A 13,248-nucleotide genomic window follows, 5' to 3' on the forward strand; every position below is an offset into this window, starting at 1 on the left:
GAGTGATGGCCGCGGATCAACCCAAAGCACTGGACGCCTGGTCGGGCGAGTTCGGTGATCGGTACACGGAGCGCAACGCCCGTACGACCGACGCCGTCCGCGGCCGCACGCGTGTCTGGGGCGAGGTGTTCCGCACCATCGTGGGCGACATGCCCAAGTCCGCGCTGGAGGTGGGTCCGAACCTGGGCCTCAATCTCCAAGGCATCCAGGCGCTGGCGCCGATGGACCTGTGGGGCATCGAGCCGAACCCGGCCGCGCGCAAGCGCCTGGTCGAGGACGGCATCCTGCCCCAGGACCGCGTGATCGAGGGCTTCGGCCACAAGATCCCGCTGGCGGACGGGGCCGTCGAGATGGCCTTCACCTCGGGCGTGCTGATCCACGTGGACCCCAGCCTGCTCGACCAGACGATGCGCGAGATCCACCGGGTCTCGTCCAAGTACGTCTTCTGCGCGGAGTACTTCTCGCCCAAGGCCGAGACGATCACCTACCGCGGTGAGACGGACCTGCTCTTCAAGAACGACTTCGGGTCGCTCTACCTCGACAATTTCCCCGACCTTGTGCTCGTCGACTACGGGTTCTTCTGGAGAAGGACGACCGTGATGGACGACAGCACCTGGTGGCTCTTCAGGAAGGCTTGACGGCGTATGGCTAGCGTCAAGGAGATGCGCAATCGGATCGCTGCGGTGAAATCCACCCAGAAGATCACGAAGGCGATGCAGATGGTGGCCGCGGCGAAGCTGCGCCGCGCGCAGAACGCCGCTCAGGACTCGCGTCCCTACGCCCAGCGCATGGCGTCGGTGATCGCCAATCTGGCGGCAGGCGTCTCCGGCGACGGCGCGCCGAAGCTGCTGGTCGGCACCGGCTCGGACCAGCGTCATCTGGTGGTGGTCGCCACCTCGGACCGCGGCCTGGCCGGCGGCTTCAACTCCTCGATCGTCCGGGCCGCCCGCGCGCGCATCGACCAGCTGCTGGCCGAGGGCAAGGACGTCAAGATCATCACGGCCGGTCGTAAGGCCCGCGACCAGCTGCGTCGCGGCCACGCCAGCCGCCTGGTCGAATCCTTCGAAGTCGGCGGCAACCCGTCGCTGGCGGTGGCCGAAGAGGTGTCGGCCAAGATCCAGGCGATGTTCGAAGCCGGCGACGTCGACGTGGTCACGCTGTTCTTCAGCGAGTTCAAGTCCGTGGTCACCCAGACCCCCACCGCGCGCCAGCTGATTCCGGCCGAGGTGGCCGCCGGCGGCGCCAGCATCGACCTCAAGGGCGCGGCCTACGAGTACGAGCCCGACGAGGCCACCATCCTGGGCGACCTCCTGCCCCGCAACATCACGACCCAGATCTTCTCGGCCATGCTCGAGAACCAGGCCGGGTTCTTCGCCGCCCAGATGACGGCGATGGACAACGCCACCCGCAACGCCGGCGACATGATCGCCAGCCTCACCCTGCAGATGAACCGTGCACGCCAGGCGCAGATTACCAAGGAGCTGATCGAGATCATCTCCGGCGCCGAAGCGATCTAGCCTTACGAGAGAGTTGGACATGGCCACCACCACCGCCAAGAAGCCCGCCGCCAAGGCCCCCGCGAAGGCTCCGGTCAAGCGCGCTCCCGCCAAGGCCTCCGCCGCCCCGAAGGCGACCGCCACGCAAGGCGTCGCCACCGGCAAGCTGGTGCAGATCATCGGCGCCGTCGTCGACGTCGAGTTCGAGGGCCATCTGCCCGCGATCCTGAACGCGCTCGAAACCACGAACACCGACCAGCGGACGGGTCAGCCCTTCCGCCTGGTGCTGGAAGTGGCCCAGCACCTGGGCGAAAACACCGTGCGCGCCATCGCGATGGACACCACGGAGGGCCTGACCCGCGGCCAGCCCGTCGTCGACACCGGCAAGCCGATCGTGGTGCCCGTGGGCCCCGGCACGCTGGGCCGCATCATGAACGTGATCGGCGAGCCGATCGACGAAGCCGGTCCGATCCAGTCGCCGCTGACCTCCCCGATCCACCGGGAAGCGCCGTCGTTTGCCGAACAATCGACGTCGGCCGAGGTGCTTGTCACCGGGATCAAGGTCATCGACCTGCTCTGCCCCTACACCAAGGGCGGCAAGATCGGCCTGTTCGGCGGCGCCGGCGTGGGCAAGACCGTGACCATGCAGGAGCTGATCAACAACATCGCCAAGGCCTACGGCGGTTACTCCGTGCTGGCCGGCGTGGGTGAGCGGACCCGTGAGGGGAACGACCTCTACCACGAGATGATCGAGTCCAAGGTCAACATCGACCCGAAGGAAAACAACGGCTCGACCGAGGGCTCCAAATGCGCCCTGGTCTACGGCCAAATGAACGAACCCCCGGGCGCCCGCGCCCGCGTGGCCCTGACCGGCCTGGCTCAGGCGGAATACTTCCGCGACCAGGAAGGCAAGGACGTGCTGCTGTTCATCGACAACATCTTCCGCTTCACGCAAGCCGGCTCGGAAGTGTCGGCGCTGCTGGGCCGCATCCCCTCGGCCGTGGGCTATCAGCCGACGCTGGCCACCGAGATGGGCAACCTGCAGGAGCGCATCACGTCGACCTCGAAGGGCTCGATCACCTCGGTGCAGGCCATCTACGTGCCCGCCGATGACCTGACCGACCCGGCGCCGGCCGCCTCGTTCGCCCACTTGGACGCGACCACCGTGCTGAGCCGCGACATCGCCGCCCAGGCCATCTTCCCCGCCGTGGACCCGCTGGACTCCACCTCGCGGATCATGGATCCGCTGGTGATCGGCGAAGAGCACTACCAGGTGGCCCGTCGCGTCCAGGAGACGCTGCAGACCTACAAGCAGCTCAAGGACATCATCGCGATCCTGGGCATGGATGAGCTGTCCGAAGAGGACAAGCTGATCGTGGCCCGCGCCCGGAAGATCCAACGCTTCCTGTCGCAGCCCTTCCACGTCGCCGAACAATTCACCAACACCCCGGGCGTGCTGGTCAGCCTCGAAGACACCATCCGCTCGTTCAAGGCGCTGGTGGACGGCGAGTACGACCACCTGCCCGAGCCGGCCTTCTACAACGTCGGCAACATCGAAGATGCGGTCGCCAAGGCCGAAAAGCTGGCGCAGGAAGCCTAGGAACAATGGCCGAAAAGCTGCACTTCTCCCTGGTCTCGCCGGAACGGGAACTGTTCTCGGGTCCGGTCGACCAGGTGGACGCGCCGGGGTCCGAAGGCGACTTCGGCGTCCTGGCCGGCCACGCGCCGTTCATGACGACGCTGAAGGAAGGGCCGCTGCGCGTGCACAATGGCGGGACCCTCAAGACCTATGAGGTCCGGGGCGGTTTCGCCGACGTGACGCCGGAAGGGCTCACAATCCTGGCAGAACATGCGGTGGAAGCCGTCTAGACAAGCAACGAAATCACCGCCGTAAATTGGGCGCCTGAAGGCCTTGCCTAGGGCGCCGTGCTCAAGTTCTATGCCCGGCCGATATCAGGGGATTTCCATATGCGCTTCGCTCTCACCAGCCTGATCCTCGCCGCCGGTCTGGCGACCGGGGCCCAAGCCCAGGAAACCGCCGCGCAGCCGGCGCCTCCGGCGGCCGAAGCGCCGCCGCCCGCGCCGACCCTGCCGACATCGGGCTATGGCTTCGAGGCGATCCAGGTCATCGAAAAGGTCTGCATGCCGGCCGTACGCGGCCAGACGCTCGACGTCCTGGCCAAGGCGAATGGCTTCAAGCTGAACCGCCGCGACCAGACCTGGAGCAAGCCGTTCGGGGCCGAGGGCAAGGCCTATCAGGTCGTCCTCTATCCGTCGGGCTCGAACAAGACGGTCTGCATGGCCGACTTGCGCTTCCCGACCGGCCAGGAAGCCGAGATCGCCAAGGCGCTGAACGTCTGGGCCTTCGTGCAACAGCCGCCGCTGGACCCCACCGCCAACTACACCCAGCCCCAGGATCCGGACGGCCTGAAGCGTGTCCGCCGTTCGTGGGAGTACCTGACCGCAACCCAGTCGATCGGGCTCAACTTCTCGACGGTCCGCAAGCCTGACGACACCCAGGTGAACAAGGCCTACGATCTGGCCACGATGCAGTATCAGGAACGCAAGTTCTGATTGGGCTGACGGACGCCGCAGGCCTCCTCGGCGTCCTGCTCATCCTGCTGGCGTACGCCGGGGCCGCCCTCGGGAAGCTCGACTCCGAAAAGCCGATCTCGCTGGCGTGCAACCTCGTCGGCGCCTGCCTGATCCTGTGGGGCCTGCTGACCCAGGACTTCAACCTCTCGGCTACCGTCATGGAAGGCGCCTGGGCGCTGGTGGCGGCCGTCGGCCTGATCCGCTGGGCCGTGCGACGCGGGCGGGCCTAGGCCACCACGCTGGCTTCGGTCTCAAGCCAGCTGAGCGTCGCCGCGGCCACGTCTTCCCAGCCTTCCTCGCCGATCAGCCAGTGGCTCATGCCGGGCATGATCCGCAAGGTGCCGCCGATGCGCTCGGCCGTCTGGCGCACGGTGGCCACCGGGTGGACCACGTCGCGCTCGCCCGCGAACACCAGCGACGGCGCCGGCAGCGGCCCCGCGCCCACGCTGGTGGTCATGAACGGGTCCATCCACCAGTTCAGCACCTCGCGCACCGCCCGCCCGCTCTCGGGGCGCAGGCGGTCCAGGATCGCGTCGCGGCGGGCCTTGGGCGTGCGGTCCAGGCTGTGATGGCGCATCAGGTGGCGGTCAGGGCTGACCGCCGATGCCCAGAACGGATCCACCATGTGGACGCCGAACGCCGTGATCGCTTCCTCGATCGAAGAACCGCTGACGCCCCACGGCGCCGACGGGGCGATCAGGACCAGCGCCCGCGGCGAGACCCGCCGGGCCGCCATCTGGCTCACAAGCCCGCCCATGGAATGGCCCAGCAGCACCGGCCGCTCGGGCAGGTCTTCGCAGAGGCTGACCAGGCTCTTGGCGTAGTCGGTCATCGACAGGCCCGCCACGCTGCCGCGCTCGCCGTGGCCCGGCAGGTCAGGGGCCAGCACGGTCCAGCCCCGCGCCTCGAACGGGACGCGGAAGGCCTCGAAGGCCCAGCCGGCGCAGAACGCGCCGTGCGTCATCACGATCGTCGGCATTCGGTATCGGATCCCCTCTGCGTCATCCTACAGCGAAGCTGCAGTCGCCGCCGCCCAAATCAGGCGCTTGGACCGTTCGACGCCGCGAAGGCGGCGAAGGCGTGCGCGACCATCTCATACGCCGCGCGCTTGAACGGCACGATAAGATCGGGCGTCTCGGCGAGATAGCCCCAGCGCCAGGTCTCGAACTCGGGCTCGTGGTGGGCGTCGAGATCGAACTCGGTCTCGTCGCCGTCGAAGCGGAACGCGAACCACGCCTGCTTCTGGCCCTTGAACCCGCGGCCGCGCTTGGCGCTCAGGACGTCGGCCGGGTAGTCGTAGGTGATCCATCCCTCCGTGCGGCCCAGGTAGCTGGCGGTCGTGGCGCCGGTCTCCTCGGCCAGCTCGCGCCGCGCGGCGGTCTCCAGATCCTCGCCGGGATCGACGCCGCCCTGCGGGAACTGCCAGTTGTAAGGGCCCGGGGTGCCGGCGCGCTTGCCCAACCAGACGCGGCCGTCCGGGTGGAACAGCACGACGCCCACGTTCGGCCGATAGTCCGCAAGGTCGGTCATTTCACGCGCGTCAGAGCCGAAGCGGGCGCCAGCTGATAGCCTCTCGCTTCCACCTCATTGGCCCACTGCGCCACCTTCTCCAGGGTGACGGGGTAGGAGAAGCCCGAACCCAGAGCCTGGCCCCGTTGGAGCGCGCCGGCTTCCAGCGCCAGCAGCTGTTGGTCGATGCCGGCCAGGGTCCGGTCGTCGTCGATCACGCGTTCTGCCGTGGCGCGTGGCATGCCCCCGCCCCGCCGCGCGGCCGTCCCGTCGTCGATGAACGCCAGGCCGCGACCCTTCAGCGACGCGGCGAAGGCGTTGTAGGCCGGATCGGTGGCCAGGAACCGCGAGCCCAGGTAGTTCGTCAGCCCGAAGTAGCCGGTCGCCCGCGACAGAATCCACTCCAGCCGCTTCACGGTCTCGGGCGGCTGGCCTCCCGCCATCAGGGTGTAGGGGCCGCTGTCGTTGTCCGGATAGTCCACCGGCTCCATCGGCGCCTCGATCAGCACCTCGTGGCCGCGCGCGCGGGCCATGTCGATCCAGCCCTGCAGGCCTTCGGAATAGACGCTGAACGATAGCGTGATCTCGGGCCGCAGCGTGTCGATCGCCTGGCGGGTGGAGCGGGCGTTCAGACCCAGACCGCCGATCACCAGCGCGACCTTGGGCCGACCGTTGGCCGTGAACGGGCGAGCATAGGCCTGGGCCGGCGTGCGGCCGTCCTGGGCGATGATCGGGAGCGGGCCGCTGGGGCCGGGCGCGTAGAAGCCCGTGATCGGCGCGGCGGGCAGCGCGCTGCCGGCCATGGTGACTGGGCCGCCGCCGACCATGCGGCTGGGGGTGTGTCCTGCGCCGGGGGCCAGGGGCCGCTCCGACAGCTGGACCACGTCCTTGTAGAGCGGCGGCGCGCCACGGTTGGCCTTCAGCGCCTCGCGCCAGCCGGCCGGGGCGGCGCGCAGGCTCTCCTCCAGCGGGATGGTCACGCTGGTGGCGCCCCCGACCGGACCCAGCAGGTGGGCCAGCGCGATCACCGCGCCCGCGAACAGCACCGCCGCGCCGGTCAGGCCCACCGCGGGGCTCTTCGGGATGGCGCCCACATCGACCTTGGGCAGCTTCGGCATCTTGAACTGGGGCAGGGCGATCGCGGCCAAGGCAGGGCACTCCTCAGCCTGGAAAGTCGGCGAACATGGTTAACGCCGCATCAATCCCCTCCCCACGAGGGGGAGGGAACGAAAAAGGGCGGCCCTCTGGGGCCGCCCTCTCCAATTCCGTTTACCGGCGGCCCTACTTCGGCGTGGGCGCCGCGACCGGCTTGGCTTCGGCGACCTTGGCCTTGTTGACGATCTCGGCCATGCGGGCCGTCGGCTTGGGCAGCTTGGGCGTGGCGGCGACCGAACCGTACTTCAGAACGTCGCTGGCGCGGGCGATCTGGAAGTCCTTCTTCTCGTCGAAGCCCTCGGGCGGCGCTTCGGCCGGCTCGTGGGCGCCCTTGCGGACCTTGCCCTCGTCGGCGTTCAGCGCGTTGCGGAACGAGGCCTCCGAGAACTGGTAGGCGCGGTTGGCGATGGTCTGGGCCTCGTCGCGGGTCAGCGCGACTTCCAGGTCGGGCTCGATGCCCGTCTTCTGGATCGAGCGGCCGGCCGGCGTGTAGTAGCGCGCCGTCGTCAGCTTCAGGGCGCCGTCGATGCCGCCCCGGAGCGGGATCACCGTCTGCACCGAGCCCTTGCCAAAGCTGGTGGTGCCGACGAGCTCGGCGCGCTTGCGGTCCTGCAGGGCGCCGGCGACGATCTCGGCGGCCGAGGCCGAACCCGAGTTGATCAGCACCACGATCGGCATGCCGCCGGTCATGTCGCCCGTGCGGGCGTTGTAGCGCTCCACGTCACGCGGATCGCGGCCGCGCTGGCTGACGATCTCGCCGCCTTCCAGGAACAGGTCCGACACGCCGACCGCCTGGTCGAGCAGGCCGCCCGGGTTGTTGCGCAGGTCGAGGATCAGACCCTTGGCCTTGGGGTTCTTGGCGCGCATCTCGGCGAAGGCCTCTTCGGCCTCGTCGGTCGTCTTCTCGTTGAAGGAGGCGATACGCAGGACGATGTTGTCGCCTTCCAGGCGCGCCGTCGCCGACTTCGGCTTGATGACCTCGCGGATCAGCTTCACGTCGAACGGGTCGGACTTCTCGCGCGCGATGGTCAGGCTGACCGCCTCGCCCGGCTTGCCGCGCATCTGCTTGACCGCTTCGGTGACCGTGAGGCCCAGCACGCTCTCGCCGTTCACGGCGGTGATGTAGTCGCCGGCCTTGATCCCGGCCTTGAAGGCGGGGGTGCCGTCCATCGGCGAGATCACCTTGACCACGCCGTCTTCGCTGGTGACCTCGATGCCCAGGCCGCCGTACTCGCCGCGCGTCTGGTCGCGCATGTCGTCGAAGTCTTCGGGGTCGAGGTAGCCCGAGTGCGGGTCGAGGCTGGTCAGCATGCCGTCGATGGCCGACTGGATCAGCTTGGTGTCGTCCACCTCGGTCACGTACTGGTTCTCGACCGTGTTCAGCACGTCGCCGAACAGGCCCAGCATGCGGTAGGTCTTCGCCCGGGGTTGCGAGGACGCGAGAGCCTGCTGGCTCACGTAGGCCATGGATCCAGCGCCCAGGACAAACGCCGACGCGCCGATCAGGAGATACTTCTTCATTGCCGGGTTCAGGCTCCCTTGGCCGGGTGTTTCAGCGCTATACGTCCCGACTGACGCGACGGATTTGAGGCCGCATCAGCCCGCTTTGTTGTTCATCCGCCGGTCTTCCTATCCAACCATTGGATCGGATCGACGGGTGAACCCTGATCGCGGACCTCCAGGTAGAGCTCCGACGATGATTGTCGATCATCGGGGGTCCATCCGACAGGCTGACTCTCCGCGACGGATTGTCCGACCTGAACCGACGTTTTCTCCAGACCAGCAAGCACGAGATGATATCCGCCCGCTAGTCTTAATATCACGATGACGCCCCAGCCCTTTACGGGGCCCACGTACTGAACAAGCCCCGCCGCGGGACTGACGACGCGTCCGCCGCGGGCCGCCGACAGCGTCAGGCCGTTCGATCGGCCGCCACCGGTCAGCGGCGCGCCGAACCGCCGGATGATCGTTCCCTGCGTCGGCAGGACCAGGCGCGCGGGGGGCGTCAGGGCCGGCGCATCGCCCGAAACCGTGCCGCGGAGCCGCAGATCCACCGAGGTGTCGGGCTCCGGCAGGGCCTCGGCGGCCAGGCTGTCGCGCTCGAACAGCGCCTCGCTCTGCACGGCCGCGAGCCGGCGCTGGCGCATCACCTCGCTCGCCCCTAGCGCATAGCTCTGCGCGCGGCCCTGCAGTTGGGGCGTCAGCGCCTTGACCAGGATGGCGGCGCGGACCGCGTCCTTGGCGTCCTGCGGCGACACCAGCAGGGCTGGCGGCGGGTCGCGCTTCAGCTGTTCCAGCACCGACAACAGGCGCGACAGCCGGTGCATGTTGACGCCCTGATCGACCGAAAGCTCGGTCTCCGCGGCGTTCAGCCGCTCCAGACTGCCTGCGGTCTGGGTCGCCGCCAGCGCCGCCGCGCCCAGGGCCAGGGCGGCGAGGGCTCCAACGGCCAGAACGGGGGCGAGAACGCGGGGCATCAGTCCCTATGATACGGTGATCCGGCCAGAATCGAGACCGCGCGATAGACCTGTTCGCACAGCATCGCCCGCGCCAGGGCATGCGGCCAGGTCTGGGGTCCGAACGCCAGCGTGCCTTGGACGGTCTTCACCAGTTCGGGGTCGAGCCCGTCGGCGCCGCCGATCAGGAACACCAGCCGCCGCACGCCGCGGTCGCGCAGCGTTCCGATCTCCTCGGCGAAGGCGCGGCTGGCCCGGGCCCTGCCGCGCTCGTCGCAGGCGATGACGTGGCTGTCGGCCAGATAGGCCCGCAGCGCCTCGGCCTCGGCCGCCTTGCCGGGTTTGCGGCTCTCGACCTCGACCACCTCCACGGGCCCCAGGCCCAGCGACCGCCCGGCCGCGGTCGCCCGCTCGAGATAGAGCTTCACGAGTTCGGTCTCGGGCGAGCGGGCCAGGCGACCGATGGCGACGATGCTGATCTTCATGTGAACGGCCAGGAACCACGGATTTCACGGATTTACACGGATTTGGCTCGGATCGGCCGCGAAGCGGCGCCTGGCCGGCCCCATCGCGGTTCGTCGCCGCTTCGCGGAACGCCGTCCGTGAAATCGGTGAAATCCGTGGTTCCGAAGCTCCTGGCTTCGACTACGCCACCAGCAGCTGTTCGGCGATCTGCACCGCGTTGAGGGCGGCGCCCTTCAGCAGCTGGTCGCCCGCCAGCAGCATCGCCACCGAGCGGCCCGACGGGTCGCCCAGGTCGCGGCGGATGCGGCCCACCAGCACGTCGCCCTGGCCCTGCGCCTCGATCGGCATCGGGAAGTAGTTGCGCTCGCGGTCGTCGACGATGCGCACGCCCAGCGCCTCTTCCAGGCACTCCCGCACGGCGGCCGGCGGCACGGGGGCGTCCAGCTCGGCGGTGACGGCGATGGTGTGGGCGCGCAGCACGGGCACGCGCACGCAGGTGACGCCGATCGGCAGGGCGCCGCTGGACAGGATCCGCCGCGTCTCGGCGATCACCTTCAGCTCCTCGCCGTTGTAGCCGCTCTGCAGGTCGACGGTGTCGTTGTGGCTGAAGACGTTGAAGGCATAGGGGTGCGGCAGCACCTGGGGCTTGTACTCGCGGCCTTCCAGATAGGCCTGGGTCGAGGCGACCAGTTCGTCCATCGCCGGCTGACCGGCGCCCGAGGCGGCCTGATAGGTGGCCACCTGCAGGCGGCGCAGGCCGAAGCGGCGCTGCAGCGGGGCGACGGCCATGCAGAGGATGACGGCGGTGCAGTTGGGGTTGGCGATGACGCCGCGATGGTTGGCCAGGGTCTCCAGGTTCACCTCAGGCACCACCAGCGGGCAGTCCAGGTCCATCCGGAAGGCCGAGGAGTTGTCGACGACCACGGCCCCGGCGGCCTGGGCGATAGGGGCGTACTTGCGCGAGGTGTCCGAGTCGGCGGCGAACAGGGCCAGCTGCACGCCGCGGAAGCTGTCGGGGCCCACCTCGCCCACCATCAGGTCCTGGCCGCGATACTGCAGCACCTTGCCCGCCGAGCGGGCCGAGGCCAGCAGGCGCAGGCCCGCGACCGGGAAGTCGCGGTCTTCCAGGCAGCGGATCAGTTCCGCGCCCACGGCGCCGGTCGCGCCCACGATGGCGACGACGGGATTTCGCAGGGATCGGTAGGAAGGCTGGGTCAGCATCGTCGGTGTCCTCTTGAATTTGAGGCCCGAAGTGCGAGGTGGCTTTGCTTTGGAAGAGCGCGCCCCGCACATCGGGCGGAGCGCTTTGGGAGCGTGCTGCTAGTCGCGCGCACCCGCAAACGCCCCGCCGGAGCGGGTCGTCATTTTGCGGGTAATTTTTTGCGCGGACGCGAACATCGCGCCGCGTCTACGGAAAAGCTGTGCCGCTGTAAAGCCCCTATGCCGCCGCTCTTCGCGCCTGCGGCGCTCGGGGGAGAGGAGGTCTCAGTATCCCGGGGGCGCCTTGAACCCGCCGATCTCGCGCTCCACCAGGCCGGCGAAGGCGATGGTCGTGCGGTCCTCGAGGTACGGCCCGATCGCCTGGACGCCGACCGGCAGGCCCTGCGCCGTCTGGCCGATCGGGAGACACGTGGCGGGCAGGTTGGGCAGCAATGCCAGGCCCGGCCAGCCCAGCTGACTGAAGTACGGCGTGTCCTGGCCGTTGATCTTCAAGGTCCGCTTGTCGTTGTCGGGTTCGTCCACATGCGGGAACGCGACAGTCCCGAAGGTCGGCGCCAGCACGATGTCGAAGTCGCGGAAGAACGCATGCCACTGACGGCGGAAGGCGGTCTGGGCGTCGCGCATGTTCATCCACTCATGCGCATTGATCGGCTCGGCCCCCGGCACGCCGCGCGACATCGCCGCCCCCAGCAGCGCCATGTAGACGCCATGCTGCGCGGCCAGGTCAGGCAGCTGGGCGCTGGCGCGGGCCACATGTGCGCCCAGGGCGTCCAGCTTGTCGGCCAGGGCGTTCAGGGGCCCTCGGATCTCGTCGCTGGTCGCCACCAGGGAATGCTGGTCCAGCACCAGGATGCGGTAGTCGGCAAGCCGGGCGTGGCGCGGCGCCGGCAGGCGCAGGTCCCAGCCCACGGCCTCCTCCGGCTCGGGGCCGGCCAGTACGTCCATCGCCAGGTCGAGGTCGGCCGCGGTGCGGGCCAGCGGGCCCACCACGGCCAGCGCGAGCGGGCCGCCGTCCAGTCCGGGCGGGGAATGCCCCCGAAGCGGGATGACGCCATACGACGGCTTGTGGCCGTAGACGCCGCAGAACGCGGCCGGGACGCGGATCGAGCCGCCGATGTCCGATCCCATCTCCAGTGGAGTCATGCCCGTCGCCAGCGCCGCGGCGCTGCCGCCCGACGACCCGCCGGGGGACCGGCCGAGGTCCCAGGGGTTCTTCGTCTGACCGTAGACCGGGTTGTTGCTTTGCCAGTCCGCCAGGAACGGCGGCACGTTGGTCTTGCCCAGGATGATCGCGCCGGCCGCCTTCAGGCGCGCGACGGCGACCGCATCCTTCTCCGCGGTCCAGCCTGTGAAGGCCGGGCTGCCCCAGGTCGACGGCAGCCCGTCCACCTCGTGGCTCTCCTTGACCGTCATCGGCAGGCCCAGCAGCGGACCCCGTTCGCCGCGGGCCAGCGCCGCGGCCGCGGCCCTGGCCGCCTGGCGCGCGCGGTCGAAATCGCGGACGACGACGGCGTTGATCGGACGGTCGCGGGCCTCGATGCGGGCGATAGCCGCGTCGGTGAGCTCCAGCGCGCCCACCTTGCGGCCGGCGAGCGCCGCGACGATCTCGCCCGCGGATTGGTCCAGCAGGTCGCGGCTCAGCGTCTCGGACATGTTCTGTTTCTCCCTCCGGTTACCGTGCCGATACGCACTGGAGGAAGTCCAGCCGCTTGCGACGCGACCAACCTAGGCGGCGATCCGAGAGGGGCGTTTAGTCAGGGTTGCTCGCGCCGACCTATTGGGCTCCTTGCGCGCCGCAGGCGTGGTCACTTGGAACCACGAAATACACGAAAGGGCCGGAGCCAGCTCCGCAGAGGGAGGGCCCTCAGGCGCTTTCGTGTATTTCGTGTATTTCGTGGTTCAATATCTAACGGCGCTGACGCACCAGGCGCGCCTGAAAGGCTCGTGCGACCGCTCATCCAACCGGCTCCGCCGGCCACCTTCTCCCGCTGGGGAGAAGGAGCGGGGAGTAAGCGTTAGACGGCCTGGCGGTGGCCGCCGGTCTCGACCGACCAGATCTTCTCGATGTTGTAGAAGCTGCGGACTTCGGGGCGGAACAGGTGAACGATCACGTCGCCCGCGTCGATCAGCACCCAGTCGGCGCTGGGCATGCCTTCGACCCGGCACTTTCCGTAGCCGGCGTCCTTCAGCGACCGCAGCAGGTGATCGGCCATGGCGCCCACATGCCGCTGCGAACGCCCAGACGCGACGATGAGGCCGTCGGCGACGGGGCTTTTTCCCTTGAGGTCGATGAAGACGACGTCCTGGGCCTGATCGTCGTCCAGCCGGTTGAGGATCAAGTCCTCGAGGCC

At 68.9% G+C, this 13,248-nt stretch carries 15 protein-coding genes; 6 read left to right on the forward strand and 9 right to left on the reverse strand.

What is annotated here, in order from left to right:
- Nucleotides 1-5: 5 nt before the first annotated feature.
- The 6 genes from ACQ66R_RS14070 to ACQ66R_RS14095 all read left to right on the forward strand — a co-directional run bounded on the left by ACQ66R_RS14070 (nt 6) and on the right by ACQ66R_RS14095 (nt 4,321).
- Entirely contained in the window at nt 6-638 is a 633-nt protein-coding gene (locus ACQ66R_RS14070) for a pseudaminic acid biosynthesis-associated methylase (protein ID WP_430422955.1), read from the forward strand.
- Between the two features lie 6 nt (nt 639-644).
- Nucleotides 645-1,517, forward strand: a complete 873-nt coding sequence (locus tag ACQ66R_RS14075; protein WP_430422957.1) for a F0F1 ATP synthase subunit gamma — start codon at nt 645-647, stop codon at nt 1,515-1,517.
- A 19-nt stretch (nt 1,518-1,536) separates the two neighbouring features.
- Nucleotides 1,537-3,096, forward strand: a complete 1,560-nt coding sequence (gene atpD, locus ACQ66R_RS14080) for a F0F1 ATP synthase subunit beta (protein ID WP_430422959.1) — start codon at nt 1,537-1,539, stop codon at nt 3,094-3,096.
- 5 nt (nt 3,097-3,101) lie between these two features.
- On the forward strand, nt 3,102-3,365 hold the full coding sequence (locus ACQ66R_RS14085) for an ATP synthase F1 subunit epsilon (protein WP_430422961.1): 264 nt from the start codon (nt 3,102-3,104) through the stop codon (nt 3,363-3,365).
- 99 nt (nt 3,366-3,464) lie between these two features.
- Nucleotides 3,465-4,070: a hypothetical protein gene (locus ACQ66R_RS14090; RefSeq protein WP_430422963.1), complete on the forward strand. Its 606-nt coding sequence runs from the start codon at nt 3,465-3,467 to the stop codon at nt 4,068-4,070.
- Between the two features lie 5 nt (nt 4,071-4,075).
- Nucleotides 4,076-4,321 carry a CBU_0592 family membrane protein gene (locus ACQ66R_RS14095; protein ID WP_430426307.1) on the forward strand — a complete coding sequence of 82 codons (246 nt, stop codon included), beginning with the start codon at nt 4,076-4,078 and terminating at the stop codon, nt 4,319-4,321.
- Here the strand turns inward: ACQ66R_RS14095 and ACQ66R_RS14100 are convergent.
- The 9 genes from ACQ66R_RS14100 to rsfS all read right to left on the reverse strand — a co-directional run bounded on the left by ACQ66R_RS14100 (nt 4,318) and on the right by rsfS (nt 13,236).
- Nucleotides 4,318-5,070 carry an alpha/beta fold hydrolase gene (locus ACQ66R_RS14100; RefSeq protein ID WP_430422964.1) on the reverse strand — a complete coding sequence of 251 codons (753 nt, stop codon included), beginning with the start codon at nt 5,068-5,070 and terminating at the stop codon, nt 4,318-4,320. The two genes, ACQ66R_RS14095 and ACQ66R_RS14100, sit on opposite strands and share 4 nt — an antisense overlap.
- Before the next feature lie 59 nt (nt 5,071-5,129).
- Nucleotides 5,130-5,621 carry an RNA pyrophosphohydrolase gene (locus tag ACQ66R_RS14105; RefSeq protein ID WP_430422966.1) on the reverse strand — a complete coding sequence of 164 codons (492 nt, stop codon included), beginning with the start codon at nt 5,619-5,621 and terminating at the stop codon, nt 5,130-5,132.
- Nucleotides 5,618-6,748, reverse strand: coding sequence for a divergent polysaccharide deacetylase family protein (locus ACQ66R_RS14110; protein WP_430422968.1), 1,131 nt, complete (start codon nt 6,746-6,748; stop codon nt 5,618-5,620). The genes ACQ66R_RS14105 and ACQ66R_RS14110 overlap by 4 nt, the downstream gene beginning before the upstream one ends.
- A 133-nt stretch (nt 6,749-6,881) precedes the next feature.
- Nucleotides 6,882-8,276, reverse strand: coding sequence for a S41 family peptidase (locus tag ACQ66R_RS14115; protein WP_430422970.1), 1,395 nt, complete (start codon nt 8,274-8,276; stop codon nt 6,882-6,884).
- Nucleotides 8,277-8,368: 92 nt separating this feature from the next.
- Entirely contained in the window at nt 8,369-9,232 is an 864-nt protein-coding gene (locus tag ACQ66R_RS14120) for a murein hydrolase activator EnvC family protein (RefSeq protein ID WP_430422972.1), read from the reverse strand.
- Nucleotides 9,232-9,696, reverse strand: a complete 465-nt coding sequence (gene rlmH, locus ACQ66R_RS14125) for a 23S rRNA (pseudouridine(1915)-N(3))-methyltransferase RlmH (protein WP_430422974.1) — start codon at nt 9,694-9,696, stop codon at nt 9,232-9,234. Before rlmH ends, ACQ66R_RS14120 begins: the two co-directional genes overlap by 1 nt.
- Before the next feature lie 160 nt (nt 9,697-9,856).
- Nucleotides 9,857-10,897, reverse strand: a complete 1,041-nt coding sequence (locus tag ACQ66R_RS14130; protein ID WP_430422976.1) for an aspartate-semialdehyde dehydrogenase — start codon at nt 10,895-10,897, stop codon at nt 9,857-9,859.
- 264 nt (nt 10,898-11,161) lie between these two features.
- Nucleotides 11,162-12,550 (reverse strand): amidase family protein, encoded by a 1,389-nt coding sequence (locus ACQ66R_RS14135; RefSeq protein ID WP_430422978.1) that lies wholly within the window; start codon nt 12,548-12,550, stop codon nt 11,162-11,164.
- Between the two features lie 362 nt (nt 12,551-12,912).
- Nucleotides 12,913-13,236 (reverse strand): ribosome silencing factor, encoded by a 324-nt coding sequence (gene rsfS / locus ACQ66R_RS14140; RefSeq protein WP_430422980.1) that lies wholly within the window; start codon nt 13,234-13,236, stop codon nt 12,913-12,915.
- Nucleotides 13,237-13,248: the final 12 nt, after the last annotated feature.

The sequence above is a fragment of the Phenylobacterium sp. genome (assembly GCF_965284355.1).
GTDB lineage: Bacteria > Pseudomonadota > Alphaproteobacteria > Caulobacterales > Caulobacteraceae > Phenylobacterium.